The organism is Jatrophihabitans sp. (assembly GCF_035474675.1).
Taxonomy (GTDB): Bacteria; Actinomycetota; Actinomycetes; order Mycobacteriales; family Jatrophihabitantaceae; genus Jatrophihabitans_A.
This window is the reverse complement of sequence record NZ_DATINC010000179.1, coordinates 1-23,550: the sequence shown is the minus strand read 5'-3', so window position 1 is coordinate 23,550 and position 23,550 is coordinate 1. Positions and strand designations below refer to the sequence as shown.

Here is a 23,550-nt window from a genome sequence, read left to right as displayed (position 1 = left end):
GACGTCGTCGTCCACCGGAGGCTTGGCGTTGACGAGGATCTCGCCGGCCAGCTCCCGGCGCTCCCGCAGCAGCAGCTCGTCGAAGAAGAACCGCATCAGCTCGAAGTGGCCCGGGTAGCGCATGGTCTTGTAGTCCAGCCGCTGCACCCGGCCCTCGTAGGTCTCGCACATGGTGCCGAGGCCCCCGGAGGTGAGCGAGGCCTCCAGCTCGATGCCGCCGATCACCACCCGCTCCTGCTCGGTCATCGCCGGCACCATCTGCCGGTGCCCGGACCGCAGCACCTCGCAGTCGTTGAGGTACTCGTTCACCACGCCCTCGGACGACCAGTTGAAGGCGTAGCCGAGCAGCCCCGCCGGGTGCCGGGGCAGCGCGCCGACCTTGAGCTCGATCGAGCGGATCTGGTCGAACTGCTTGGCAAGCCACGAGCCGACGATGCCGATCAGGCCCGGCGCCAGGCCGCACTGCGGCGCGTAGACGTTGTTCGGACGGCCAGCGCTCGAAAGCTCTAACACCCGGTTGGTGGTCGGCACGTCCTCGGTGAGGTCGAAGTAGTGCACACCGAGGTCGTGCGCCGCCTCCGCGACGCCCAGGTTCAGGTGGTACGGCAGGCAGGACACCACGGCGTCCGCCCCGGTCAGCGCGGCCCGCAGCCCGGCACCGTCGCGGACGTCCAGCGCCTTGCAGGCGAACGGCAGGTCGCTGCGGGTGCGGGCGTCGAAGGCGGTGACGGTGAAGCCGGACTCCGACAGCAGCAGGGCGACCAGTTCGCCGACCTTGCCCAGTCCGACCACACGAACCTCGTTGATCGAGCGGGTCATAGAGACAGATTCCTTTCCTCCGTGTGCGCGGACCGACGGCTCGCCTCACCGGCTCGCCCCAGCCCGAAGCAGGCCCCGTACCTGCAGCTGTGCTTAAGCTACTCTATTAGGCGTCGTTAGAGAAAGTAACGGCTGCCCAGCGTAGAGGACGGCAGACACGGTGAACCCGGCACTGGACGTCGGCAGGCTCAGGCTGCTGCGCGAGGTCGAGCTGCGCGGCTCCATCGCGGCCGCCGCCCGGGAGGTCGGACTGACCCCGTCGGCGGTGTCGCAGCAGCTGGCCATCCTGGAACGCGAGGCCGGCACCCCCCTGCTGGACCGCTCGCCGCGCGGCGTGCTGCTCACCGGGGCGGGCCGGGCGCTGGTGGCCCGGGCCCGCTCGATCCTCCAGCTGCTGGAGGAGGCGCGCGCCGACCTGGACCGGCTGACCGGCGAGCTGTCCGGGCACGTCCGGATCGGCACCGTCGCCTCGGCCGCCGCGGCCCTGGTCAGCGAGGCGGCGACCCGGCTGGCCGAGCACGCCGCCCTGGAGCTGACCGTCACGGTGGCCGAACCCGCCCGCAGCATCGACCAGCTGCTGGACGGCGACCTCGACATCGCGGTGGTGGACGTCTACGACGGGGTCCCGGTGCCGGTACCGGACTACCTCGTGTCGGTGGACCTGGCCACCGAGCCGCTGGTGGTGGTCGGCGCGGTGGACGCCCTGCCCGGCCGCGGCCCGCTGAAGCTGTCGGCGCTGTCCGAGGCCTACTGGGTGATGCCGCCGCTGGACGCCGCCTGCGGCCAGGCCGTCCGGTTCGCCTGCCGGGCCGAGGGCTTCGAGCCGCAGGTGCGCTGGGAAACCGACGACATGCTGCTGCTGGTGCGGGCGGTGGCGGCCGGGCACGGCATCGCGGTGCTGCCCCGGCTGGCGGTGGCCGACAACGTCGCCGACACCGAGATCCGGCCGCTGGCCGAGCCGAGCATGAGCCGCCGGCTGCTGGCCCTGACCCGCAGCTCCAGCCAGGACCGTCCGATCATCCAGGCGACCCTGGACGAGCTGGTCAAGGCGGCCGGCTGACCCGGCTCAGCGCTTGGCAGCCACCAGCAGGCCGTCGCCGACCGGCAGCAGCGCCGGGATCAGCCGGCTGTCGTCGCGCAGCGTCCGGCCCAGCTCGCGCAGCGCCACCGTCTCGGCGTCGCGGACGTTCGGGTCAGCCACCCGGTCGTGCCAGAGCACGTTGTCGAAGGCCAGCACGCCGCCGCTGCGCAGCAGCCGGACGCCCTGCTCGTAGTACTCGCCGTAGCCGGTCTTGTCGGCGTCGACGAACATCAGGTCGTAGGAGCCGTCGTTGAGCCGGGGGAGCACCTCGCCGGCGGCACCGTTGATCAGCCGGAACCGGGTGGTGGCGATGCCGGCCTCGGTGAAGGCCTGCCGGGCGGCCCGCTGGTGCTCGGGCTCGGTGTCGACGGTGGTGAGCACCCCGTCCGGGCGCATGCCGCCCAGCAGCCACAGCCCCGACACCCCCGCGCCGGTGCCGACCTCGACCACCGACTTGGCGCTGACCAGGGCGGCCAGCAGCCGCAGGGCCGCCCCGCCGCCCCGGCCGATCGGGGTGCAGCCGAGCTCCGCGCCCCGGGCCCGGGCTGCCGCGATGACCTCGTCCTCGGCCACGAAGTTCTCCGCGTAGGCGAGGCTGGCTGGGTTGAGGTGCGCATCGGCCATGGCTTCAGACTCTACTCAGCAGCCACCCGCCGGACGGCCAGGCGCGACGGGGGCCGCGGATGTCCGGCAAGCCGGCAACCGCGGCTATTTCATCGAGTCGAGGATCAGCGCCAGGTCGTCGACGGTGGTCTCGGGATTGACGATGGCGAACCGGGTGCAGGACTTGCCGGCGTGCTTGGTCGGGGTGACGAAGGCGAAGCCGGCGGCCAGCATCCGGGCCGTCCAGCGGTCGTAGTCTGCGGCCTGCCAGCCGATCCGCTCGAAGATCAGCACCGACAGGTCCGGCTCCACCAGCAACCGGACGTGCTCGGCGGCGTCGATGAGCTCCTTGCCGCCCCGGGCCACCCGCAGGGTCTGCTCGACCGCCTCGGTGTAGGCGTCGGTGCCGTGCACCGCGAGGGAGAACCAGAACGGCAGGCCGCGGGCCCGCCGGGTCAGCTGCACCGAGAAGTCGCTGGGGTTCCACTCGCCGTCGACGGTGACCGGGTCGAGGTAGCCGGCCTTCTGGGTGTGCGCGGCCCGGGCCAGCACCGGGTCCCGGTAGACCAGCGCGCAGCAGTCATACGGGGCGAACAGCCACTTGTGCGGGTCGACGATGAAGGAGTCGGCGTGCTCGACCCCGGCGAACAGCCCGCGCACCGAGGGCGCCGCCAGGCCGGCCCCGCCGTAGGCCCCGTCGACGTGGAACCACCAGTCCCGCTCCCGGGCCACCTCGGCGATGCCGGCCAGGTCGTCGACCACACCGGAGTTGGTGGTGCCGGCGCTGCCGACCACCGCGAAGATCGAGTCGGCCTGACCGTCGGACAGCTCCGCCAGCCGGGCCCGGATGGCGGAGCCGGTCAGCCGGCCCCGCTCGTCGCCGGGCACCGTGACCACGTCGACGTCCATCACCACCTGCAGCGCGTGCTTGACCGAGGAGTGCGTCTCGTCGGTGACCAGCACCGACCAGCGCGGCGGGGCGGCCTCCCGCCGGTACCGGGCGGCCTCCCGGGCGGCCACCAGGGCCGACAGGTTGCCGATGGTGCCGCCCTGCACGAACACCCCGCCGGCCCCCTCGGGCATGCCGACCAGGTCGGCGATCCAGCGCAGCGCCTGGTTCTCGGCGTAGACCGCGCCGGAGCCCTCCAGCCAGGTGCCGGCGTACACGCTGGAGGCCCCGACCAGCATGTCGAAGGCCGCCGAGGCCTTGGTCGGGGCGCCGGGGATGAAGGACAGGTAGCGCGGGTGGTCCACCGACAGGCAGGCCGGGGCCAGCACGTGCTCCCAGAGCCGGAGCGCCTCCTCGGGCCCGATGCCCTTCTCGGTGACGGTCAGCCCGGCGGCGGCGCTGAGCTGCTCGGGGGTCAGCGACCGGTCCAGCGGGGCGTGCATGGCCAGCCGGTCCAGGCACAGCTCGGCGAGCGAGCGGGCCATCGCCGCGCTGACGTCGGTATAGGTGTGCACGGCTGGAGCCTAGACATCCGGCGGGACGAAAGCTGCTCCGGCGCGGCAATGGGCCCCGGGAACGGACGGTGTGCCCCGGCGCTGGCGGAACGTAAGTGGCCGGTGAGGCGTTTAATCAATACACAGCCACGGCTGCCAGGCTGGAGGGGCTCCGCGGACCACACGGGTACGCGGCGCACCGCCACGGAAATGGGTGATCGCTTTCAATGTCCACGCTGAAGCTCGGTGTGGCCAGCTCGATGGGCGGCCAGCCCGCGACTCCGCCGCCGGTGGCCGTCGGCACCCCGCAGGCCGCGGAGCCGGCCGACTGGGTCGCGCCGTCCTGGGACGAGATCGTCCGCCTGCACGCCGACCGGGTCTACCGGCTGGCCTACCGGCTGTCGGGCAACCGGTCCGACGCCGAGGACCTGACCCAGGAGACCTTCGTCCGGGTGTTCCGGTCACTGGCCGACTACACGCCCGGCACCTTCGAGGGCTGGCTGCACCGGATCACCACCAACCTGTTCCTGGACATGGTGCGGCGCCGGCAGAAGATCCGCTTCGACGCCCTCGCCGAGGACGCCTCGGACCGGCTGGCCAGTGACGAACCGGGCCCGGAACGGGCCTACGAGCAGAACAACCTCGATCCGGAGATCCAGCGGGCGCTCGACGCGCTGCCGGCCGACTTCCGGGCCGCCGTGGTGCTGTGCGACCTCGAGGGCCTGACCTACGAGGAGATCGCGCTCACCCTCGACATCAAGGTGGGGACGGTCCGCTCCCGGATCCACCGCGGCCGGGTGCTGCTGCGCGAGGCGCTGGCGCACCGGGCACCGGCCGTCCGGCCGGTCGAGCCGGGGACCGAGGCCGGTAGTGACCCCGGAACCTTCGCGGGAGTGAGCGAGTAGATGAGCAGTCCGCGGGTCTTCGGCCTGCCGCACCTGTCCGAGGACGCGGTGGCGGCGTTCGCCGACGGCGTGCTGTCGGCCAGCGCGGCCAGCCGGGCCCGGCGGCACTGCGCCGAGTGCGCCGAGTGCGCCGACGCGATCCGGGTCCAGCGCGAGGCCGCCATGCTGCTGCGCACCGCCCAGGCCCCGACGCTGCCGTCCGGCCTGCTCGACCGGCTGGCCGGCCTGCCGATGTCGACCCCGCTGCCGCCGCCGTGCGGCGGGCTGCCCACCGTTCTCGGCGCCGACGGCACCCCGGTGTTCGTCGCGCACGACGTGCACAAGGCCCGGATGGCCGGCGAGCACCCCGACGACGGGCCGGCCACCGATGCCGGCCGTCCGGCGCACCGGCGCGGCGCGCTGCCGGTGACCGTGCTGGCCTCAGCCGCAGCGGTGGTCGCCGCCGGCACGTTCGGCGGCCATGTCTCGACCCTGGCCAGCAGCAACCGGCCCATCCCGGCGGGCGCCGCCCAGGTGGCCGGTGCGCTGACCGGCGGCCAGAACCCGGCGACCGGCCGGAACGCCGCCAACCGGAACGCGGTGCTGGGCTCGTCCGGCTCGCTGATCGGTACCGGCGCGGTGCTGGACACCGGCCTGCTGCCCGCCGGCTCGACGGACACCGACGGCTCGACGGGCTTCGCCAGCTCGACGAACCCTGCCGGCCCGACGAGTGCCCCGGGCTCGATGGGCTCGGCCGGTGACCCGGCCAAGCCGGTGGTCCGGCCGGGCACCCCGCTGCCGCCCTCGGTGACGGTGGCCCCGGCCCACCAGACAGTGCACACCCCGCCGGCCTTCCGGACGTTGCCGGCCGGGTTCTGGTCGATGGTGGCCGGCGCACCCGCCGCCACCCCGTAGCGGCATGCCGGCTGCAGTGACCGCCCCGCGGCCGGCCCGCTCCGGCGGCCCGGCACGGCCCCGCCGCTTGGCCCGGGCAGCATGGCTCGGGCAGACTCGAACTACGCAGGCTCGAACGACCACGCGCCCTCGAACCCCGGGGTCCGCAGCCGGTGCCCACCGGCCGAGCCGGACCGACGCAACGGAGGGTATGTGAGCGACGAGCTCGACTCCTCGCCGTTCGCCCGTCCCGGCGGCGCCGACGGCTCCTTCCAGCCGCCGCCGGCCGAGCGGCCGGTGCCGGCGGCGACCCGGCCGCCGGCCTCGCCCGCCGAGCGGGAGACCTTCGCAGCCCCGGCCGGCACCGGCCCGTTCGCCCCGGCACCGGGCGACCGGCTGCCGCCCCGGCACGTCCCGGCCGTCCAGCCGGTGCCGGAGGTGCTCGCGCAGGCCTTCGCCGGCACCGGCCCGTTCGACCCCGCACCCGGGGACCGGCTCGCCCCCACGCCGCCCGGCCCGGGCTCGCCGTGGTGGAAGCCGGACGCCGCGGTCGACCCGTGGCGGGACCCGCAGTCGCCGTACTGGATCGCCGGGCCGCCGGTGTACGCCGACGACGAGGTCGTCGGGATGGCCGATTCGGTCCCCGACGACGCCACCGAGGACGAAGAACCGCCGGCCAAGGGCGGCCGGCGGGCCCGGTTCGGGCTGTCGGCGCTGGCGCTGGTGCTGGTGGCCGGGCTGATCGCCGGCCTGGTCGGCGGCGGGGTGGGGTACTGGCTGTCCGAGCGGGCCCACGACGTGCTGACCGATCCCAACGTCAAGCTGTCCAAGACCGACACGCCCGCCAACCGGCCGCCCGGGTCGGTGGCTGACATCGCCAAGCGGGTCAGCCCCGCGGTGGTCTCGATCGACGTCCGGACCGCCGACGCCGCTGGTTCCGGCTCGGGCGTGATCATCGACAAGGGCGGCTACATCCTGACCAACAACCACGTGGTGGCCTTCGCCGGCTCGCCGGTCATCCGGGTGGTGTTCGCCGACCGGTCCTCCAGCCCCGCCCGGGTGGTCGGCACCGACCCCCGCAACGACCTCGCGGTGATCAAGGTCGACAAGACCGGGCTCACGGTGGCCAGCCTCGGCGACTCGGACAAGCTGGCGGTGGGCGACCCGGTGGTGGCCATCGGCAATCCGCTGGGGCTGCGCGGCACCGTCACCGCGGGCATCGTCTCGGCCCTCAAGCGCCCGCTGCGACTGCCGGGGGAGAACGGCGAACCGGACGCGGTGATCGACGCCGTACAGACCGACGCCTCGATCAACCCCGGCAACTCCGGCGGCGCGCTGGTGGACGCCGCCGGGGCGGTGGTGGGGATCAACACCGCGATCGCCTCGCTCGGCCAGTCCGGCTCCCAGAGCGGCAACATCGGGGTCGGCTTCGCGATCCCGGTCAACACCGCCCGCGAAGTGGCCGAGGAGCTGATCCACACCGGCAAGGTGCGCCACGCCGACCTCGGCGCCAGCAGCCGCAGCGTCACCGACGGCAGCCGGGACGGCGCCTACCTGGTGCAGGTGGTGCCGAACGGGCCGGCGGCCAAGGCGGGGCTGAAGGAGGGCGACGTGATCGTCCGCTACGGCGACACCCTGATCGACTCCGGGGACGCGCTCACCGTGGCGGTGGCCGAGTCCAAGCCGGGCGACACGGTGGTGCTGCGCTACGTCCGCAACGGGGTCACTGGGCAAGCCAAGGCCATTCTCGGCAGCAGCTGAGCGGTTAGGCTGGATCCCGTGTTCAACATCGGCCCGCTGGAGTTCGTGGTCCTCGCCGCGGTCGCGTTGATCGTGTTCGGGCCGGACCGGGTGCCGGAGCTGGCCCGGGACGCCGCCCGGATGCTGCGGACGCTGCGCGAGATGGCCCAGGGCGCGCGCAGCCAGCTCAACTCCGAGCTCGGGCCGGAGTTCGCCGACTTCGACCTGGCCTCGCTGAACCCGCGCACCGCGATCAAGAACGCGCTGCTCGGGGACGAGGACCTCAGCTCGTTCAACCCGACCGCCTCGATCCAGCGGGCGCTGCGCGGCGAGGACGACCCGGCACCGGTGGACCTGAGCAAGCCGGCCGCGGGCCGGCGGCCGGCCGGTGACGTCCCATTGACGCCGGGCGAGCGGCCGCCGATCGACCCCGACGCGACCTGACGACCGCGACCTGACCCGACCGCGACCTGACCCGGCCGCGACCTGACCCGGCCGCGAACTGATCCGGTTTCGACCAGAGCTCAGCGGGTCTGACGGGCAGGCCTCAGCGGGCGGCTACCGACAGTCCCAGCGGGCGGCCCACCAGGCTGCGCTGCCGGGCGGCCAGGGTGTCGGCGATCGCGTCGAACGCGCGGCCGGCCGGCGAGTCCGGCTGGGACAGCACCAACGGGGTGCCGTTGTCGCCGCCCTCCCGGATCGCCACCTCGATCGGCACCTGGCCGAGCAGGCCGACCCGGGTGCCGGTGGACGCCGACAGCGAGTCGGCGACCGCCTGGCCGCCGCCGGCGCCGAACAGCTCCATCCGGCTGCCGTCCGGCAGCTCCAGCCAGCTCATGTTCTCCACCACGCCGATGATCTGCTGGTGCGTCTGCAGCGCGATCGAGCCGGCCCGCTCGGCGACCTCCCGGGCGGCCAGCTGCGGGGTGGTGACCACCAGCAGCTCGGCGGAGGGCACCAGCTGGGCCAGCGAGATCGCGATGTCGCCGGTGCCCGGCGGCAGGTCCATCAGCAGCACGTCCAGCTCGCCCCAGTAGACGTCGGACAGGAACTGCTGCAGGGCCCGGTGCAGCATCGGGCCGCGCCACACCACGGCGGTGTTGCCGGGGGTGAACATCCCGATCGAGATCACCTTCACGCCGTGCGCCTGCGGCGGCATGATCATCTTCTCGACCTGGGTGGGCTTGCCGGTCACCCCGAGCATCCGGGGCACCGAGAAGCCGTAGATGTCGGCGTCCAGCACCCCGACCTGCAGCCCGCGCCGGGCCAGCGCGACCGCCAGGTTCACCGTCACCGAGCTCTTGCCGACCCCGCCCTTGCCGGAGGCCACCGCGTACACCCGGGTGGGCGAGCCCGGCTTGGCGAACGGGATCTCGTTGACCGGGTTGTCCCCGCGCAGCTTGGTGCGCAGCTCGGTGCGCTGGGCGTCGGACATCACGCCCAGCTCCACGGCGACCGAGGACACCCCGGGCACCGCCGACACCGCGGCGGTCACGTCGGTGGTGAGCTTGTCGCGCATCGGGCAGCCGGCGACGGTCAGCAGCACCCGGACCCGGGTGGCGCCGTCCGGTGCCACGCTCACCTGCTCGACCATGCCCAGCTCGGTGATGGGGCGATGAATTTCCGGATCCTGGACGCCGGCCAGCGCCGCCGAGATCGCGGCCTGCAGGTCGTCGGCCGCTACGTTCTGAATTGACACACCAAAGATCCTACGGCCGTGTCCGGCGTCACTACGATGTGTGCGGTGATGTCCGAATCTGACGACACCGCCACCGTCCCGCCGGCCGGGCCCGGGGTGCGCCCCGACGACTGGCGGCTGGCTGTCTGGCGCAGCTTCCTGCGCACCCACAGCCAGCTGGTACGCCGGCTGGAGAACCAGCTGCAGGAGCACGGCAAGATCGCGCTCGGCAGCTACGACGTGCTGGTGCAGCTGGCCGAGGCGCCGGGGTACCGGTTGCGGATGTCGGAGCTGGCCGAGGCGGTGCTGCTGTCGCGCAGCGGCCTGACCCGGCTGGTGGACCGGCTGCAGCGCAGCGGCCTGGTGCAGCGCGAACCCGATCCCGACGACGCCCGCGGCATGTACACCGTGCTGACCGCCAAGGGCCGCGACACCCTGCGCGACGCCTCGCACGTGCACCTGGCCGGGGTCTCGACGCTGGTGCTGAACCAGCTGTCGGACACCGAGCTGCGCCAGTTGCAGGCCCTGATGGTGCGGCTGGATCCGGCGACCTCCCGGCGGGCCGGCCACCCGGTGCTCTGAACCGATTCCGGACCCGGTACCGGCAGTCGCAGGGAACCAAGCCGCGCTGGAGTCACCTGCGCAGTCACCGGAGAATGAATTCCGGTATCCGGTGAACCGATTGCTGGACGCACTCGGGACATTCCCCATACTGTGTCCGCTACCCGGGACGGAGATTTCCGGATTGGCGGTTGTCAGCCGGCGCTGCAGTCATCTCCAGCCCACCCGTCCGGACGGAGAGGTACCTGAAAGACCATGCAGGTGTCTGTTATCGGTGGCGGGCTGGCCGGCGCGCTGCTGGCCTGGCGACTGGCCCGGCAGCCCGACGTCGACCGGGTGAGCCTGGCGCCAGGCGCGGCTCGCGACCGGGACGCCACCGCCGCCTCCGGCGGTGCGGTGCGCGGCTACGAGACCGAGCCCGCCCAGCGGCGGCTGGCGATCGACAGCCTCACCGAGCTGCTGTCCGACGACCGGCTGCGCGACTGGGCCGGCTACACCGAGACCGGCTCGCTCTACCGGCCGCTGGAAACTGCGCAGCTGGAAGCCGGCGCCGCCGAGGTGGCCGACGCGCTGCCGGGCTCGGTACGGCTGCTGACCGCCGGCCAGCTGCGCGAGCTGGGCTGGGCCGGCACCGAGGACGACGCCGGCGAGGAGCCGGTCGCGGTCGCCGAGCGGCAGGCCGGCTACCTCGACCCGGAACGGCTGCGCAGTTCCGCGCTGGCCGACCTCGCCGGCCGCGGCAACGTCGACCTGCTGCCCGACGGCGCGGTCACCGAGATCGGGCCGGGCCGGTTCCGTCTCGCCGGCACCGAGCACGGCGCCGACGTGGTGGTGCTGGCCACCGGCGCCTGGACACCGGCGCTGCTGCGGGACGGCGGCTGGGACGGTGCGGGCCTGCGCACCAAGGCGATCCAGTACACGATCTTCGAGGTGGCCGACTGGCGGCCGGGCACCTTCGTCGACGAGGTCACCGGGCTGTACGGCAAGCCGGCCGGCGCCGGGCAGCTGATCGGGCTGCCGACCCAGGCCTGGGACGTCCCGCCGGACGGCCCGCAACCGGACCAGGCGCTCAGCGACACGGTGTTCTCCCTCGCCCAGCAGCGGTTCCCGCGGCTGCGGCTGGCGTCCGGCGCGCGTCCGGTGGTGGCCCTGGACTGCTACAGCGAGGACTTCCGGCTGGCGTTGCGGCCGGTCGCCGGCACCGACGGCCGGCTGCGCACCTTCACCGGCGGCTCGGGCGGGGCGGCCAAGACGGTGCTGGCCGCCAGCGCGCAGGCCGCCGGCCGGCTGGTGGGCGCTGCCGACCGGACGCAGGTCGGATCGGCATGACCGAGGAAGCGGGGGCGGCTGGCATGACGGAGACCGATGGCGCACGGCGCCCGCACCTGCTGCTGATCTCCACCGGCGAGCGGCTGTTCCGGGAGTACCTGCTGGCCTCGATCGCCACCCGGTACCGGGTGCACCTGTTCCTGGCGGCCGAGCCGGACTGGGAGAACCGCTACATCGACTCCGCCACCGTGCTGGCCGACACTCTGGACGCCGAGCTGATGATCGCGGCGGCCCGCGAGCTGCACCAGCGCGACCCGCTCGACGGGGTGCTGTGCTGGGACGAGGCCCGGATCATCGCCACCTCCCGGATCGCGCAGGCCCTCGGCCTGCCGGGCGGCGACCCGGACGTGGTGCTGGGCTGCCGGGACAAGCACCTGACCCGGCAGCGGCTGGCCGCGGCCGGCGTCGGGCAGCCCCGCTCGGTGGTGGTGGACACCCTGGAGCAGGCGCTGGCGGCGGCCGGCGACATCGGCTACCCGGTGGTGCTCAAGCCGCGCGGCATCGCCGCCAGCCTCGGCGTGGTGCTGGCCCAGGACGAGGCGGAGCTGCGCGAGCACTTCCGGTTCGCCCGCGAGACGTTCGTGCCCGGCGCGCTGTTCTACGACGACCTCGCGGTGCTGGTCGAGGAGTACGCCGACGGGCCGGAGATCAGCATCGACAGCGCGGTCTTCCACGGCAAGGTGCACCCGATGTGCCTGGCACACAAGGAACTCGGCTACCCGCCGTACTTCGAGGAGGTCGGCCACCTGGTCGACGGGGCCGAGCCGATGCTGTCCGACCCGCAGCTGCTCACCGCCCTGCAACAGGCCCACGACGCGCTCGGCTTCACCGACGGCATCACCCATGTCGAGTACCGGCTGACCCCGTCCGGGCCGAAGCTGATCGAGGTCAACGCCAGGCTCGGCGGCGACCTGATTCCCTACCTGGGCATGCGCACCACCGGCATCGACCCGGGGCTGGCCGCGGCGGCGGTGGCCTGCGGACGCGAGCCCGAGGTCAGCGCCGACCGCGCGCTGTTCGGCGCCGTGCGGTTCTGCTACGTCCCGTACGAGATGACCGTCTCGGCGATCTCGTTCGACGCCGGGCGGATGCCGGCCGGGCTGGACGGCCTGGATCTGGCCGTGGTGCGCGCCGAGCCCGGCCAGCGGCTGGCCCCGCCGCCGGGCGGCACGGTCTGGGGCCGGATCGCCTACATCACCGCGGTCGGGGAGAGCGCCGAGCAGTGCCGGGCGGTGATCGCCGCCGCCGAAGCGGCGCTGGTGGTCACCGGCACCCCGGTGGACGCGCCGGCCGCCGAGCAGCCGGTGTCGTAAACCCCCGCGCCGGGTTCAGCCGTCCTTCTCCTCGCGGCCGCGCTCCAGCCGGGCCAGCTCCGAACGCAGGTAGTCCCGGGTCACCACGTCACCGAGCGCGATCCGGATCGCGGCGATCTCGCGGGCCAGGTACTCGGCGTCGGCGATCGCCCGGTCGTCGCGGATCCGGTCGGCGTCGGCCTGGATCCGGTCCCGGTCGGCCTGCCGGTTCTGGGCCAGCAGGATCAGCGGCGCGGCGTAGGCGGCCTGGGTCGAGAAGGCCAGGTTCAGCAGGATGAACGGGTACGGGTCGAACGGCTTGCTGCCGTGTTTGTGGTTGTGGTAGTTGATGCCCCAGACCGCGTTGATGCCGATCCAGACGATCACGATCAGGGTCTGCAGGAACAGGTAGCGGGCGGTCCCGAAGAACCGGGCGATCGTCTCGGCGGCCGAGCCCACCGCCTCCGGCGAGATCCGTGGCCGGCGCAGCCCGCGGGGCGCCACCGGCTGGTCCAGCCTGCGGCGCGGTTCGCTCACGGGTGCCCCCCGGCGGTGGGTCCGGTCACTGCGCCCGCCGCCTGGTCACCGCGGCGTCGGCGGGCAGCTCGTCCCGGTCGCGCCAGTCCTCGGGCAGCAGGTGGTCGATCACGTCGTCCACGCTGACTGCGCCCAGCAGCCGGTCGTTGTCGTCGACCACCGGCACCGCGACCAGGTTGTAGGTGGCCAGGTGCCGGGTGACCTGCTGCAGGGTCGCCTCCGGGTTGACCGGGTCGATGTCGGCGTCGATGGCCCCGGACACCAGCGTCGACGGCGGCTCGCGCAGCAGCCGCTGGAAGTGCGCCATGCCGAGGTAGCGGCCGGTCGGGGTGGCCTGCGGCGGGCGCACCACGTACACCTGGGCGGCCAGCGCCGGGGACAGGTCGGGGTTGCGCAGCCGGGCCAGCGCCTCGGCCACGGTCGCGTCCGGCAGCAGGATCACCGGCTCGGAGGTCATCATGCCGCCGGCGGTGTACTCGCCGTAGGTCATCAGCCGCCGGACCGGGGCGGCCTCCTCCGGCTCCATGATCTCCAGCAGCCGCTCCTGCTCGTCGGCCGGCAACTCGCGCAGCAGGTCCGCGGCGTCGTCGTCGTTCATGCGCTCCAGGACGTCGGCGGCGCGCTCGTCCGGCAGCCCGGTGAGGATGTTGATCTGGTCCTCTTCGGGCAGCTCCTCCATCACGTCGGCCAGCCGCTCGTCGTCCAGGGCCTCGGCGACCTCCTGCTGGCGCTTGTCGGGCATGTCCTGCAACTGCGCGGCGACGTCGGCCGGCCGCAGCCCGGCCAGCACCGCCAGCAGCGAGTCGGCACCCTGGCCGGTCTCGGTGGCCGACAGGCCGTCCACGTCGTTCCAGTCCAGCTGCTGCAGCGTGCCGCGGCGCCGGCTGAGCTTGCCGGTCACCGGGCGGACCGCGAGCTTGGTGATCACCCAGTCCTTGGTTCGGCTCTGCTCCATGGCGGCGTCGACCACCACCATCCGGGCGCCGTCCTCGATCCGCACCACGGTGCGGTCGAGCACCTCGCCGAGCACCAGCAGCTCGTTCGGCCGCTGCTCGAAGCGCTTGATGTTGACGCTGCCGGTGGTCAGCACCACCGCCTCCGGCTCGATCCGGGTGACCCGGCCCATCGGGACGAAGATCCGCCGCCGATGCTGTACCTCGACCACCAGGCCCAGCACCCGCGGGGGCTGGCGTCCCACCCGCAGGGTGGCCACCGCGTCACGAACCCGGCCCAGCTGGTCGCCGTTGGGGTCGAAGACCCCCAGGCCGGCCAGCCTGGCCAGGAAGACGCGGGTCGCGGTGCTCACGGGCAGATCTTAGTGGCCTGCGTCCGCCTGATCTGACGACTGTCAGGATGGTCGGGTGTCGCGGATCGAGCAGGCTCCCGAGTCGCTGGTGCTGCCGCCGCCCCGCGACGCCGGGCTGCTCGCGGTGGCGGTGGCCGGGGTGTCGGCGTCCGGGCCGATCATGGCGGCCACCGCGGCTCCGGCACTGGCCATCGCGTTCTGGCGCAATGCCCTCGGCGCCGGCAGCAGCGGGCTGCTGGCGGGGCTGCGGCACCGCGCGGAGTTCACCGCCCTGGACCGGCGGGACTGGACGGTCGCCGCGGTCGCCGGTGCGTTCCTGGCGGCGCACTTCGGCACCTGGACGCCGGCGGTCAAGCTGACCTCGGTCGCCTCGGCCACCGCCCTGGTGGCGACCCAGTCGGTGTTCGCCGGCCTGATCGCGGCGGCGGCCGGGCGCCGGCTGCCCCGGCTGGCGTGGTTCGGCATGGCGCTGGCGGTCGCCGGCACCGCGCTGATCGCCGGCGCCGACTTCGCGATCTCCGGCCGGGCGCTGGCCGGCGACCTGCTGGCGCTGCTCGGCGGGCTGGCTTCGGCGGCGTACATGACCGCCGGCGCCCGGGCCCGGCGTGGCATGTCGGCGGCGGCCTACACCACCATCTGCTACGGGGTGTGCTCGCTCGGGCTGCTGGCGGCCTGCCTGGTCGGCAGGCAGTCGCTGACCGGCTACTCCGGCCGGGCCTGGCTGCTGATCCTGGCCGTGACGGGGTGTGCCCAGCTGCTGGGGCACAGCCTGGTCAACGTGGTGCTGCGCTCGGCCAGCGCCACCGTGGTGAGCCTGGCGATCCTGCTGGAGACGCCGGGCGCGGCGCTGATCGCGGCGGTCTGGCTGCACCAGGTGCCGCCGGCCAGCGCCGTCCCCGGGCTGGTGCTGCTGCTGGCCGGGCTGATCGTGGTGGTCCGGTCCGGCGACCGGACGGCCGAGCCGGTGCCCGACCTGGACTGAGGCACCGAGGTGCGGTCAGCAGCCCAGCCTGGCTAGCACTTCTTCACAATGCGCCTGACATAGCTGGTCTCCTGGCCCCAGTTCACGTATCCGCAGGGGCCGTCCTCCCACTCGCCGACTAGCACGGTCTTCGTCGAGTCGGAGTAGTACTCGTACAGGGTGTCGCAGTTGTCGGGGTTGCAAGGTGTGATGACGGCCGTCGCCGGAGCGGCGGGTGCCAGCAATGCGCCGCCGCTGAGTACGGCTGCCGCGATGGCAATACGGGATCGGGTACCGAGCTTCATGGGGTTCTCCTCAAGGACGGGGAACTCATCGTACATATTTCCTGAAAGGGACCAAATCTCCACTGTGACGGTGCGGACACCGGCAGGCGGGCCGTCCGGCGGCGGTGGCATTCTCAAGCGCTATGACGGCATCCGACACCTCACCTGCCCAGCCGCTGCGGCCCCGCCGGTCCTGCCTGGCGGTGCCGGGCTCCAACCCGCGCTTCCTGGAGAAGGCCAAGGGGCTGCCGGCCGACCAGGTGTTCCTCGACCTGGAGGACGCCTGCGCGCCGCTGGCCAAGCCCGGTGCCCGCAAGAACATCGTCGCGGCGCTGAACGAGGGCGGCTGGGGGAACAAGATCCGGGTGGTCCGGGTGAACGACCTGACCACGCACTGGACCTACCGCGACGTCATCGAGGTGGTCGAGGGGGCCGGGGAGAACCTGGACGCCATCATGCTGCCGAAGGTGCAGAGCGCGGCCCAGGTCGAGTGGCTGGAGATGACCCTCAGCCAGATCGAGAAGACCGTGGGCCTGCCGGTGGGCCGGATCGGCATCGAGGCCCAGATCGAGAACGCTCAGGGCCTGCTGGCCATCGAGGCGATTGCCCAGGCCTCGCCGCGCATCCAGACCCTGATCTTCGGCCCGGCCGACTTCATGGCCTCGATCAACATGCGTTCGCTGGTGGTTGGCGAGCAGCCGCCCGGCTACGACGTGGGCGACGCCTACCACCACATCCTGATGTCGATCCTGCTGGCGGCCCGGGCACACGACCTGCAGGCCATCGACGGGCCGTACCTGCAGATCCGCGACGTGGACGGGTTCCGCCGGGTGGCGGGGCGGGCGGCCGCCCTCGGGTTCGACGGCAAGTGGGTGCTGCATCCCGGCCAGATCGACGCCGCCAACGAGGTCTTCGCGCCGTCCCAGGAGGATTACGACCACGCCGAGCTGATCCTGGACGCCTACGACTACTACACCTCCGAGGCCGGCGGGCTGAAGGGCTCGGCCATGATCGGCGACGAGATGATCGACGAGGCGTCCCGCAAGATGGCGCTGGTGATCGCGGCCAAGGGCCGGGCGGCGGGACTGGCCCGCACCAGCTCCTTCACCCCGCCGGAGTAGTCCGGCCGGCATCGCTCGTCCCGGCAGTCCCGGTGAGAGGCTTGTCACCCAGGCTCGGCTGGCCTCATAAGGCTTACGGTTCAGATACTGGTCGGTAACAACGCCACATCTCGGAGGTTGCCGGATGGCCCGCCTTGCCCAGACCGCCGGTCTCAGCGACATCCAGCAGGAGATCCTGTCCACCGTCCGGGAGTTCGTGGACAAGGAGATCCTGCCCAACGTCCACGACCTCGAGGCCGCCGACTCCTACCCCGAGCAGATCGTGGCCGGCATGGCCGAGATGGGGCTGTTCGGGCTCACCATCTCAGAGGAGTACGGCGGGCTGGGGGAGTCGCTGCTGACCTACGCCCTGGTGGTCGAGCAGATCGCCCGGGGCTGGATGAGCATCTCCGGCGTCATCAACACCCACTTCATCGTCGCCTACCTGCTGGCGCAGCACGGCACCGAGGAGCAGAAGCAGCGGCTGCTGCCGAAGATGGCCACCGGCGAGGTGCGCGGCGCGTTCTCGATGTCCGAGCCGGACGTCGGCTCCGACGTGGCCGGCATCAAGACCCGGGCGACTGTTGTGGAAGGGGCCGACGGTGTCGAGTTCCGCCTCGACGGCCAGAAGATGTGGCTGACCAACGGTGCCCGGTCCCGGGTGGTGGCCACCCTGGTCAAGGACGAGCTGGGCGCGGAGTCGGTCTACCGGAACATGACCACCTTCCTGATCGAGAAGGAGGCCGGCTTCGGCGAGACCCGGCCGGGCCTGACCATCCCCGGCAAGCTGGACAAGATGGGCTACAAGGGCGTCGAGACCACCGAGATGATCCTGGACGGTTGTTCGGTGGCCGCCTCGGACGTGCTAGGCGGGCCCGAGCAGCGCGGCCGCGGCTTCTACCAGATGATGGACGGCATCGAGGTGGGCCGGGTCAACGTCGCCGCCCGGGGCTGCGGCATCTCCATCCGGGCCTTCGAGCTGGCCGTCGACTACGCCCAGCAGCGCAAGGCGTTCGGCAGGCCGATCGCCGAGCACCAGGCGATCGCCTTCAAGCTGGCCGAGATGGCCACCAAGGTCGAGGCCGCGCACCTGATGATGGTCAACGCCGCGCGGCTGAAGGACGCCGGCCAGCGCAACGACGTCGAGGCCGGCATGGCCAAGCTGCTGGCCAGCGAGTACTGCGCCGAGGTGACCCAGGAGGCGTTCCGCATCCACGGCGGCTACGGCTACTCCAAGGAGTACGAGATCGAGCGGCTGATGCGCGAGGCACCGTTCCTGCTGATCGGCGAGGGCACCTCGGAGATCCAGAAGACCATCATCAGCCGCGGCCTGCTCAAGGAGTACCGGGCCTAGCACCGGCGCTTCCCGCCCGGGCCGATCGTCATAAGCAATGACCGTCAGGACGATCGATCCTTATGACAGTCACCGGGACGGACCGGATCAGGCTGAACGGACGGGACCGGATCAGGCCGGCCGCGCTGAACCGGTCAGCCGGTCAGCCGGTCAGGCGAACTCGACCAGGTCGGTGGCCCGCGGCCCGAAGTTGGGCAGCGTACGGGCGAACGCCTCGGCGTCGCCGGCGACCACCCAGCTGCGCATCTGCCCGGGGCTGCGCCGGCCGAAGGCGCCGCGCCAGAAGTCGAACATGCTGGTCTTGACCGTCAGCTCCGGCGTGCCGTCGCCCCAGGTGCGGGGCTGACCGTCCAGCTCCACGCTCATCGGGCCGAGGCTGCTCAGCCGCCGCGGCAGCACCGCCTCCAGCAGCGGGAAGGCGGCGGCCAGCGCGTCGGCGGGCAGCCCCGGCGCCCCGATCGCGCCCCGGATGTCGGCCTCGTGGGTGAGCGCGTCATGCACGATCGGCAGCCAGGCCCGGAGGTTGTCCAGGGGGACCTTCTCCAGCTTGGGCAGGCAGGCCTGCCGCTCGGCCAGCAGGTCGGCGACCGGGGTGTCCCGGCGGCTCCCGACATGCCCGGCGGTCCACGGGTCGGTGCCCACCCCGGCGAAGTCCGGGGTCCCGAACGAGCTGGCGGCACCGGCCAGGTGGGCGAGCACGTCGTGCACCGTCCAGTCCGGGCAGGCGGGGGTCAGGGTCTGCAGCGTCGCGTCGTCCAGCGGGGCGACCAGGTCGGCCACCCGGCGCGCGGAGTCGACGTAGAGCTGGTAGTACATCCTGCCTCCCTTACGCCCGGGCGGGCGCACTCCCTACGATCATGGCGGAGGAGGCCGCTCGCTGCAGCGCGACCGCTCCGCCCCACCGACGAGGCCGCAGCGCCAGACGGGAATCCGACTCATGACAGCCGAAACGCCAGCCGAGACCACCTACCAACTGGACCGACAGTACGTTTTCCACTCCTGGTCGGCGCAGGCGGCCCTGAAACCGCTGGTGATCACGTCCGCGTCCGGCAGCTACGTCACCGACGGGGACGGCAACCAGCTGCTGGACCTGAGCTCGCAGCTGGTCAACACCAACATCGGCCACCAGCACCCCAAGGTGGTGGCGGCGATCAAGGAGCAGGCCGACCTGCTGTGCACGGTCGCCCCGCAGCACGCCAACGCCGCCCGCGGCGAGGCGGCCCGGATGATCATCGAGCGGGCGCCGGCGAACATGGCCAAGGTGTTCTTCACCAACGCCGGTGCCGAGGCGGTCGAGTACGCCGTCCGGATGGCTCGGCTGCACACCGGGCGTACCAAGGTGCTGTCCACCTACCGCAGCTACCACGGCGGCACCCAGACCGCGGTGAACCTGACCGGTGACCCGCGGCGCTGGCCGAACGACCTGGGCGCCGCTGGTGCGGTGCACTTCTTCGGGCCGTTCCTGTACCGCTCGCCGTTCTACTCGACGACCGAGGAGGAAGAGTGCCAGCGGGCGCTGGCCCACCTGGAGCAGGTGATCAGCTTCGAGGGACCGGCCACCATCGCCGCGATCATCCTGGAGACGATTCCCGGCACCGCCGGCATCATGCCGCCGCCGCGGGGCTACCTGGCCGGCGTGCGCGAGCTGTGCGACCGGTTCGGCATCGTCTACATCGCCGACGAGGTGATGTGCGGCTTCGGCCGGACCGGCCGGTGGTTCGCGGTCGAGAACTACGACGTGGTGCCGGACCTGATCACCTTCGCCAAGGGGGTGAACTCCGGCTACGTCCCGCTGGGCGGGGTGATCATCTCTGACGAGATCTGCCGGACCTTCGACGAGCGGGCCTTCCCGGGCGGCCTGACCTACTCCGGGCACCCGCTGGCCTGCGCGGCGGCGGTGGCCTGCATGGCCGCGATGGCCGAGGAGGGCATCGTGGAGAACGCCGCCCGGATCGGCGAAGAGGTGCTAGGACCCGGCCTGCGCGAGCTGGCCGAGCGGCACCCGATGATCGGCGAGGTACGCGGCCTCGGGGTGTTCTGGGCGCTGGACCTGGTCACCGACCGGGCCACCAAGGAGCCGCTGGCCCCGTACGGCGGCAGCTCGCCGGCGATGGCCGAGCTGGTGGCCGCGCTCAAGGCCAACGGCGTGCTGCCGTTCACCAACTACCACCGGTTGCACATCGTGCCGCCGTGCACCATCTCCGACGCCGAGGCCCGCGAAGGCCTGGCCGCGGTGGACAAGGCCCTGGCCGCGGTCGGCCACCACTACCAGGGCTGAACCTCTGCCGCCCGGCCGGCGCGTGCCGCTACGAGCCGGGCAGGATGTTCACCGCGCGGGCGGCGATCAGCGCCACCGTCACCAGCGAGATCGTCGACTGCAGCATGAACAGCGCCTTCGCCCAGCGCGACAGCGGCAAGGTGTCGGTGGGGGAGAACGCGGTCGAGTTGGTGTAGGCCACGAACAGGTAGTCCAGCACGTTCGGTTCCCAGTCCCGCGCCAGCGCCGGATCGGTCAGCTGCGGAAAGAGCAGGTCCGGGGTGTCGGCCAGGCCCAGCGCCCGGCTGGCCGGCCCGCCCCGGTCGTACTCCCAGTACCACAGGCCGAACACGATGGCGTTCGTCAGCCAGATCTCGGCGCCGCCGACCAGCAGCTCGATCGCCCGGATCTGGCCGCCGTTGGTGATCCGGTGCACCAGCAGGCCCACCGAGATCGCGGTGTTGAGCGCGACCACGCCGAGCAGCACTTGGCTGGCGATCCGGACCCCGCGGGTCCGGCGCGACATCCGCTCCGGGTGGCTGGCCACCAGCGCGACCAGCGCCACCAGTTCCACCACCGGCAGGACATGGCGGGGATGCAGCACGAACGCGTCCGGCAGGATCCACTGCAGGACTATCGCGACCAGCATGGCCGCCGCGACCCACCAGCGTTGCTCGCCCTCGGTCCGCCGGCGCCAGGCCGGAATGCCGGTGGCACTGCCCGCAGCGGGGGTACCGGCGGGAGCCGGAGGGCCGGACGGACCGTCGGGAGGCACGTCCGGATTCTGAACCGTCGCGGGAACCGAGTCCGGGAAGGCGCGCTGTCCGCCCCCGCCGGAGCGACTATGTTGGGGCCACCGTTGAGGCTGGCGGGCGGTTCGCCGGCGGGTGGTCGCGGAGGAGGGACGCCATGCTGATCCGCTGGGTGATCCGGATACTGGTGCTCGCGCTGGTCATCGGAGTGGTGGCCGAGATCGTGCCGGGCATCGACGTCAACGGCGGGTTCGGCGCGCTGCTGTGGATCTCGTTCCTGTTCTCGCTGGTGAACGCCATCCTCGGCCCGGTGTTCAAGCTGCTCAGCCTGCCGCTGATCGTGCTGACCCTGGGGCTGTTCCTGCTGGTGGTCAACGCCGCGCTGCTCGGCATCACCGCGGCGCTGTCCAGCCACCTGGACATCGACGGCTTCGGTTCGGCGGTGCTCGGCGGGCTGCTGATCGCGGTGTTCAGCTGGCTGCTGGAGTGGGCACTGCCCGGCCGGCGCTCCGACACCACCCGCCGCTGGGCCCGCGAGTACTGACCTGGCGTCGGCTGTGGCGTTCTGCCGCGAATCCGAGGACGATCATGCGACCGTTGTCGATGGGGGGTCACATGGATATCGCAGGCGCGCCGGAAGTCCGCGAAGCCCGCAGGAGATTTGAGCTGGCATGGCAGCAGAAGCATCCGAGCACGCAACCGCCCGCGCTGTACCCGGAGCATCCGGAGGATCCGCTGTGGCGTGAGGCGGACCAGATGATGGACGCCGCACTTGCCCAGGCGCGCCAGAGCCTGGCAGCCAACTCGGCGTTCCGGGCCGCGGTGACCGCGCCGACCTGGACGGCAGCCCCGGGCTACATCGGCTGCCCGAACAACCACAGCTTTGCGATGTCGATGACCTACTGCCCCCGGTTCGGTGCCGGGCCGGTTCCGGCGGTCACCCGGTTGCAGGCCGAGGAGGCCGCCAGGCGGCTGGGTGAGCGCGCTGGTGTCGGACTGCTGCGGGTCGGCGGCATCGGATGAGCACGCCGGAGCCGGGAACGGACGCCGTGGCCGACGTCGAACCGGTCGAGTCCCCACCGCAGTCACCGCCGACCGATGCCGCGTTCGCCGGCGCGGTCGAGGTCGACCTCGGCACCGCCGAGGAGGCGATGAGCTCGCTGGCGGCCGCCGTCGACCCGCGGGTGCGGGAGGCGCTGCGCTATGCGGTCGCCGAGCTTCGAGCCGGCGTCTGCGAGCAGGGCGAGAACGGCGGGGTGCCGTACCAGCGCTATGTCCGCTGGTTCGGCAACTACCGGCCCAGCCCGTGGTGTGCGTTCTTCGTGTCGTGGTGCTGGGACAACGCCACCGACCGCAACCGGCGCACCCCGTGGGACAACCCGGGCTGGGTGCCGTCGGTGCACGCCTGGGCCTCGCAGCACGGAAGGCTGGTGAGCAGGCCACAGGCCGGCGACGTCTTCGGCGTGGGCAGCGAGCACATGGGCTGGGTGCTGTCCGTCAGCGGCGGAAACATCGTCACCATCGAGGGCAACACCTCCAGCGGCTGCGTGCGGAGCAATCGACGCGGCACGGCCGGCCTCTGGTTCGCGCGGATCGCGTAACCCGCCCGGAGCCGCAGATGGCCGATCCAGCAGGCGCCGCCGTCGCCGTCGACGACCTGGTGGTCTTCCGCGGCAGGCGGCAGGTGCTCTTCGACGTCAGCTGTGCGGTGCCGGCCGGCCAGGTCACCGGGCTGCTCGGGCCCAGCGGCGGCGGCAAGACCACCCTGCTGCGCAGCATCGTCGGCGTGCAGGCGATCCGGTCCGGCCGGGTCGGCGTGCTGGGACTGCCGGCCGGCGACCCGGCGCTGCGGGCCCGGATCGGCTACGTCACCCAGGCGCCGTCGGTCTATGCCGACCTGTCGGTGCGCGACAACCTGCGCTACTTCGCCGCGCTCACCTCCGGTACCGACCGGATTCCGGACGTGCTGGCCGCGGTGGGCCTGGCCGACCGGGCCGCCGACCGGGTGGACCAGCTCTCCGGTGGCCAGCGGGCCCGGGTGTCGCTGGCCTGCGCGCTGGTCGGCGAGCCGCCGCTGCTGGTGCTGGACGAGCCGACGGTGGGGCTGGACCCGGTGCTGCGGCGCGACCTGTGGCAGCTGTTCCACCAGCTGGCGGCCGGCGGCGCCACCCTGATCGTCAGCAGCCACGTGATGGACGAGGCGGCCCGCTGCGACCGGTTGCTGCTGTTGCGCGAGGGCCGGCTGTACGCCGACGACACCCCGGCGGCGATCCTCCGGCAAACCGGGGCGCCGGACCTGGAAGAGGCGTTCCTTCGGCTGGCCTCGGAGCAGGTGGCCCGGTGAACCCGGCGATCGCGCTGGCCACCGCCCGCCGGGTGCTGCAGCAGCTGCGCAACGACCCGCGCACCATCGCGCTGCTGGTGGTGGCCCCGAGCGCCCTGATGATCCTGCTGCGCTACGTCTACGACGGGGCGCCGGGCACCTTCGACAGCATCGGGCTCTCGCTGCTGGGGATCTTTCCGTTCGTGACGATGTTCCTGGTCACCTCGGTGGCGATGCTGCGCGAGCGCACCACCGGCACCCTGGAGCGGCTGTTCACCACCCGGCTGGCCAAGCTGGACCTGCTGGTCGGCTACGCGCTGGCGTTCGCGGTGGCCACCTGCGTCCAGATCGG

26 protein-coding genes are annotated in these 23,550 nt (G+C 72.6%); 17 read left to right on the top strand and 9 right to left on the bottom strand.

Annotated elements, in window-relative coordinates:
- The coding region (locus VLJ82_RS20480; RefSeq protein WP_408665223.1) for a saccharopine dehydrogenase C-terminal domain-containing protein at window positions 1-819 on the bottom strand (819 nt) is incomplete at its 3' end.
- Window positions 820-979: 160 nt separating this feature from the next.
- Here VLJ82_RS20480 and VLJ82_RS20475 point away from each other — a divergent pair.
- Window positions 980-1,879, top strand: coding sequence for a LysR family transcriptional regulator (locus VLJ82_RS20475; RefSeq protein ID WP_408665222.1), 900 nt, complete (start codon window positions 980-982; stop codon window positions 1,877-1,879).
- A gap of 6 nt (window positions 1,880-1,885) precedes the next feature.
- Here the strand turns inward: VLJ82_RS20475 and VLJ82_RS20470 are convergent, their stop codons facing one another.
- Window positions 1,886-2,524, bottom strand: coding sequence for an O-methyltransferase (locus VLJ82_RS20470; RefSeq protein ID WP_408665221.1), 639 nt, complete (start codon window positions 2,522-2,524; stop codon window positions 1,886-1,888).
- An 84-nt stretch (window positions 2,525-2,608) separates the two neighbouring features.
- Window positions 2,609-3,967, bottom strand: a complete 1,359-nt coding sequence (locus tag VLJ82_RS20465; protein ID WP_408665220.1) for a pyridoxal phosphate-dependent decarboxylase family protein — start codon at window positions 3,965-3,967, stop codon at window positions 2,609-2,611.
- Between the two features lie 206 nt (window positions 3,968-4,173).
- Here VLJ82_RS20465 and sigE point away from each other — a divergent pair, with 206 nt between their 5' ends.
- The 4 genes from sigE to VLJ82_RS20445 all read left to right on the top strand — a co-directional run bounded on the left by sigE (window position 4,174) and on the right by VLJ82_RS20445 (window position 7,908).
- Window positions 4,174-4,851, top strand: a complete 678-nt coding sequence (gene sigE / locus VLJ82_RS20460; protein ID WP_408665219.1) for an RNA polymerase sigma factor SigE — start codon at window positions 4,174-4,176, stop codon at window positions 4,849-4,851.
- Entirely contained in the window at window positions 4,852-5,745 is an 894-nt protein-coding gene (locus tag VLJ82_RS20455; RefSeq protein WP_408665218.1) for a hypothetical protein, read from the top strand.
- A 192-nt stretch (window positions 5,746-5,937) separates the two neighbouring features.
- Window positions 5,938-7,485: a S1C family serine protease gene (locus tag VLJ82_RS20450; RefSeq protein ID WP_408665217.1), complete on the top strand. Its 1,548-nt coding sequence runs from the start codon at window positions 5,938-5,940 to the stop codon at window positions 7,483-7,485.
- Window positions 7,486-7,503: 18 nt separating this feature from the next.
- Entirely contained in the window at window positions 7,504-7,908 is a 405-nt protein-coding gene (locus VLJ82_RS20445) for a sec-independent translocase (RefSeq protein WP_408665216.1), read from the top strand.
- A gap of 103 nt (window positions 7,909-8,011) precedes the next feature.
- Here the strand turns inward: VLJ82_RS20445 and VLJ82_RS20440 are convergent, their stop codons facing one another.
- Window positions 8,012-9,163 carry an Mrp/NBP35 family ATP-binding protein gene (locus VLJ82_RS20440; protein ID WP_408665215.1) on the bottom strand — a complete coding sequence of 384 codons (1,152 nt, stop codon included), beginning with the start codon at window positions 9,161-9,163 and terminating at the stop codon, window positions 8,012-8,014.
- 48 nt (window positions 9,164-9,211) lie between these two features.
- On the opposite strand from VLJ82_RS20440, the gene VLJ82_RS20435 reads away from it, so the two are divergent.
- From VLJ82_RS20435 to VLJ82_RS20425, 3 genes are all read left to right on the top strand, one after another.
- Complete coding sequence (locus VLJ82_RS20435) at window positions 9,212-9,724, top strand: MarR family winged helix-turn-helix transcriptional regulator (protein WP_408665214.1); 513 nt, start codon at window positions 9,212-9,214, stop codon at window positions 9,722-9,724.
- A 234-nt stretch (window positions 9,725-9,958) separates the two neighbouring features.
- Window positions 9,959-11,032 (top strand): FAD-dependent oxidoreductase, encoded by a 1,074-nt coding sequence (locus VLJ82_RS20430; RefSeq protein ID WP_408665213.1) that lies wholly within the window; start codon window positions 9,959-9,961, stop codon window positions 11,030-11,032.
- 23 nt (window positions 11,033-11,055) lie between these two features.
- Window positions 11,056-12,345 carry an ATP-grasp domain-containing protein gene (locus tag VLJ82_RS20425; RefSeq protein WP_408665212.1) on the top strand — a complete coding sequence of 430 codons (1,290 nt, stop codon included), beginning with the start codon at window positions 11,056-11,058 and terminating at the stop codon, window positions 12,343-12,345.
- Window positions 12,346-12,360: 15 nt separating this feature from the next.
- Here the strand turns inward: VLJ82_RS20425 and VLJ82_RS20420 are convergent, their stop codons facing one another.
- A complete protein-coding gene (locus VLJ82_RS20420) occupies window positions 12,361-12,861 on the bottom strand; it encodes a DUF1003 domain-containing protein (RefSeq protein ID WP_408665211.1) in 501 nt (166 codons plus the stop codon).
- A 25-nt stretch (window positions 12,862-12,886) separates the two neighbouring features.
- Window positions 12,887-14,167, bottom strand: a complete 1,281-nt coding sequence (locus VLJ82_RS20415) for a magnesium transporter MgtE N-terminal domain-containing protein (protein ID WP_408665210.1) — start codon at window positions 14,165-14,167, stop codon at window positions 12,887-12,889.
- Between the two features lie 55 nt (window positions 14,168-14,222).
- Here VLJ82_RS20415 and VLJ82_RS20410 point away from each other — a divergent pair, with 55 nt between their 5' ends.
- Window positions 14,223-15,149, top strand: coding sequence for a DMT family transporter (locus VLJ82_RS20410; RefSeq protein WP_408665209.1), 927 nt, complete (start codon window positions 14,223-14,225; stop codon window positions 15,147-15,149).
- Window positions 15,150-15,181: 32 nt separating this feature from the next.
- Here VLJ82_RS20410 and VLJ82_RS20405 read toward each other — a convergent pair whose 3' ends face one another.
- A complete protein-coding gene (locus tag VLJ82_RS20405) occupies window positions 15,182-15,433 on the bottom strand; it encodes a hypothetical protein (RefSeq protein WP_408665208.1) in 252 nt (83 codons plus the stop codon).
- 122 nt (window positions 15,434-15,555) lie between these two features.
- Here VLJ82_RS20405 and VLJ82_RS20400 point away from each other — a divergent pair, with 122 nt between their 5' ends.
- The gene (locus tag VLJ82_RS20400) at window positions 15,556-16,533 is read left to right on the top strand and encodes an HpcH/HpaI aldolase/citrate lyase family protein (RefSeq protein WP_408665207.1); all 978 of its coding nucleotides are present in this window, start codon (window positions 15,556-15,558) and stop codon (window positions 16,531-16,533) included.
- 124 nt (window positions 16,534-16,657) lie between these two features.
- A complete protein-coding gene (locus VLJ82_RS20395) occupies window positions 16,658-17,866 on the top strand; it encodes an acyl-CoA dehydrogenase family protein (protein ID WP_408665206.1) in 1,209 nt (402 codons plus the stop codon).
- Window positions 17,867-18,016: 150 nt separating this feature from the next.
- Here VLJ82_RS20395 and VLJ82_RS20390 read toward each other — a convergent pair whose 3' ends face one another.
- Window positions 18,017-18,682 carry a maleylpyruvate isomerase family mycothiol-dependent enzyme gene (locus VLJ82_RS20390; RefSeq protein ID WP_408665205.1) on the bottom strand — a complete coding sequence of 222 codons (666 nt, stop codon included), beginning with the start codon at window positions 18,680-18,682 and terminating at the stop codon, window positions 18,017-18,019.
- A 121-nt stretch (window positions 18,683-18,803) separates the two neighbouring features.
- Here VLJ82_RS20390 and VLJ82_RS20385 point away from each other — a divergent pair, with 121 nt between their 5' ends.
- Window positions 18,804-20,144, top strand: a complete 1,341-nt coding sequence (locus VLJ82_RS20385; RefSeq protein WP_408665204.1) for an aspartate aminotransferase family protein — start codon at window positions 18,804-18,806, stop codon at window positions 20,142-20,144.
- Between the two features lie 28 nt (window positions 20,145-20,172).
- On the opposite strand, the gene VLJ82_RS20380 is transcribed toward VLJ82_RS20385, so the two are convergent.
- Window positions 20,173-20,898, bottom strand: coding sequence for a hypothetical protein (locus VLJ82_RS20380; protein ID WP_408665203.1), 726 nt, complete (start codon window positions 20,896-20,898; stop codon window positions 20,173-20,175).
- Between the two features lie 134 nt (window positions 20,899-21,032).
- On the opposite strand from VLJ82_RS20380, the gene VLJ82_RS20375 reads away from it, so the two are divergent.
- From VLJ82_RS20375 to VLJ82_RS20355, 5 genes are all read left to right on the top strand, one after another.
- Window positions 21,033-21,419: a phage holin family protein gene (locus tag VLJ82_RS20375; RefSeq protein WP_408665202.1), complete on the top strand. Its 387-nt coding sequence runs from the start codon at window positions 21,033-21,035 to the stop codon at window positions 21,417-21,419.
- Between the two features lie 71 nt (window positions 21,420-21,490).
- On the top strand, window positions 21,491-21,898 hold the full coding sequence (locus VLJ82_RS20370) for a hypothetical protein (RefSeq protein WP_408665201.1): 408 nt from the start codon (window positions 21,491-21,493) through the stop codon (window positions 21,896-21,898).
- Window positions 21,895-22,476, top strand: a complete 582-nt coding sequence (locus VLJ82_RS20365) for a CHAP domain-containing protein (RefSeq protein WP_408665200.1) — start codon at window positions 21,895-21,897, stop codon at window positions 22,474-22,476. The genes VLJ82_RS20370 and VLJ82_RS20365 overlap by 4 nt, the downstream gene beginning before the upstream one ends.
- A gap of 17 nt (window positions 22,477-22,493) precedes the next feature.
- Window positions 22,494-23,219, top strand: coding sequence for an ABC transporter ATP-binding protein (locus VLJ82_RS20360; RefSeq protein ID WP_408665199.1), 726 nt, complete (start codon window positions 22,494-22,496; stop codon window positions 23,217-23,219).
- A partial coding sequence (locus tag VLJ82_RS20355) for an ABC transporter permease (protein ID WP_408665198.1) occupies window positions 23,216-23,550 on the top strand: 335 nt, incomplete at its 3' end. The genes VLJ82_RS20360 and VLJ82_RS20355, both read left to right, overlap by 4 nt.

What these genes read in the sequence shown, in the direction of transcription:
- VLJ82_RS20470 (WP_408665221.1), bottom strand. Translation starts at nt 2,524, where the DNA reads ATGGCCGATGCGCACCTCAACCCAGCCAGCCTCGCCTACGCGGAGAAC.
- sigE (WP_408665219.1), top strand. Translation starts at nt 4,174, where the DNA reads ATGTCCACGCTGAAGCTCGGTGTGGCCAGCTCGATGGGCGGCCAGCCC.
- VLJ82_RS20455 (WP_408665218.1), top strand. Translation starts at nt 4,852, where the DNA reads ATGAGCAGTCCGCGGGTCTTCGGCCTGCCGCACCTGTCCGAGGACGCG.
- VLJ82_RS20435 (WP_408665214.1), top strand. Translation starts at nt 9,212, where the DNA reads ATGTCCGAATCTGACGACACCGCCACCGTCCCGCCGGCCGGGCCCGGG.
- VLJ82_RS20430 (WP_408665213.1), top strand. Translation starts at nt 9,959, where the DNA reads ATGCAGGTGTCTGTTATCGGTGGCGGGCTGGCCGGCGCGCTGCTGGCC.
- VLJ82_RS20425 (WP_408665212.1), top strand. Translation starts at nt 11,056, where the DNA reads ATGACGGAGACCGATGGCGCACGGCGCCCGCACCTGCTGCTGATCTCC.
- VLJ82_RS20405 (WP_408665208.1), bottom strand. Translation starts at nt 15,433, where the DNA reads ATGAAGCTCGGTACCCGATCCCGTATTGCCATCGCGGCAGCCGTACTC.
- VLJ82_RS20400 (WP_408665207.1), top strand. Translation starts at nt 15,556, where the DNA reads ATGACGGCATCCGACACCTCACCTGCCCAGCCGCTGCGGCCCCGCCGG.
- VLJ82_RS20395 (WP_408665206.1), top strand. Translation starts at nt 16,658, where the DNA reads ATGGCCCGCCTTGCCCAGACCGCCGGTCTCAGCGACATCCAGCAGGAG.
- VLJ82_RS20390 (WP_408665205.1), bottom strand. Translation starts at nt 18,682, where the DNA reads ATGTACTACCAGCTCTACGTCGACTCCGCGCGCCGGGTGGCCGACCTG.
- VLJ82_RS20385 (WP_408665204.1), top strand. Translation starts at nt 18,804, where the DNA reads ATGACAGCCGAAACGCCAGCCGAGACCACCTACCAACTGGACCGACAG.
- VLJ82_RS20375 (WP_408665202.1), top strand. Translation starts at nt 21,033, where the DNA reads ATGCTGATCCGCTGGGTGATCCGGATACTGGTGCTCGCGCTGGTCATC.
- VLJ82_RS20370 (WP_408665201.1), top strand. Translation starts at nt 21,491, where the DNA reads ATGGATATCGCAGGCGCGCCGGAAGTCCGCGAAGCCCGCAGGAGATTT.
- VLJ82_RS20365 (WP_408665200.1), top strand. Translation starts at nt 21,895, where the DNA reads ATGAGCACGCCGGAGCCGGGAACGGACGCCGTGGCCGACGTCGAACCG.
- VLJ82_RS20360 (WP_408665199.1), top strand. Translation starts at nt 22,494, where the DNA reads ATGGCCGATCCAGCAGGCGCCGCCGTCGCCGTCGACGACCTGGTGGTC.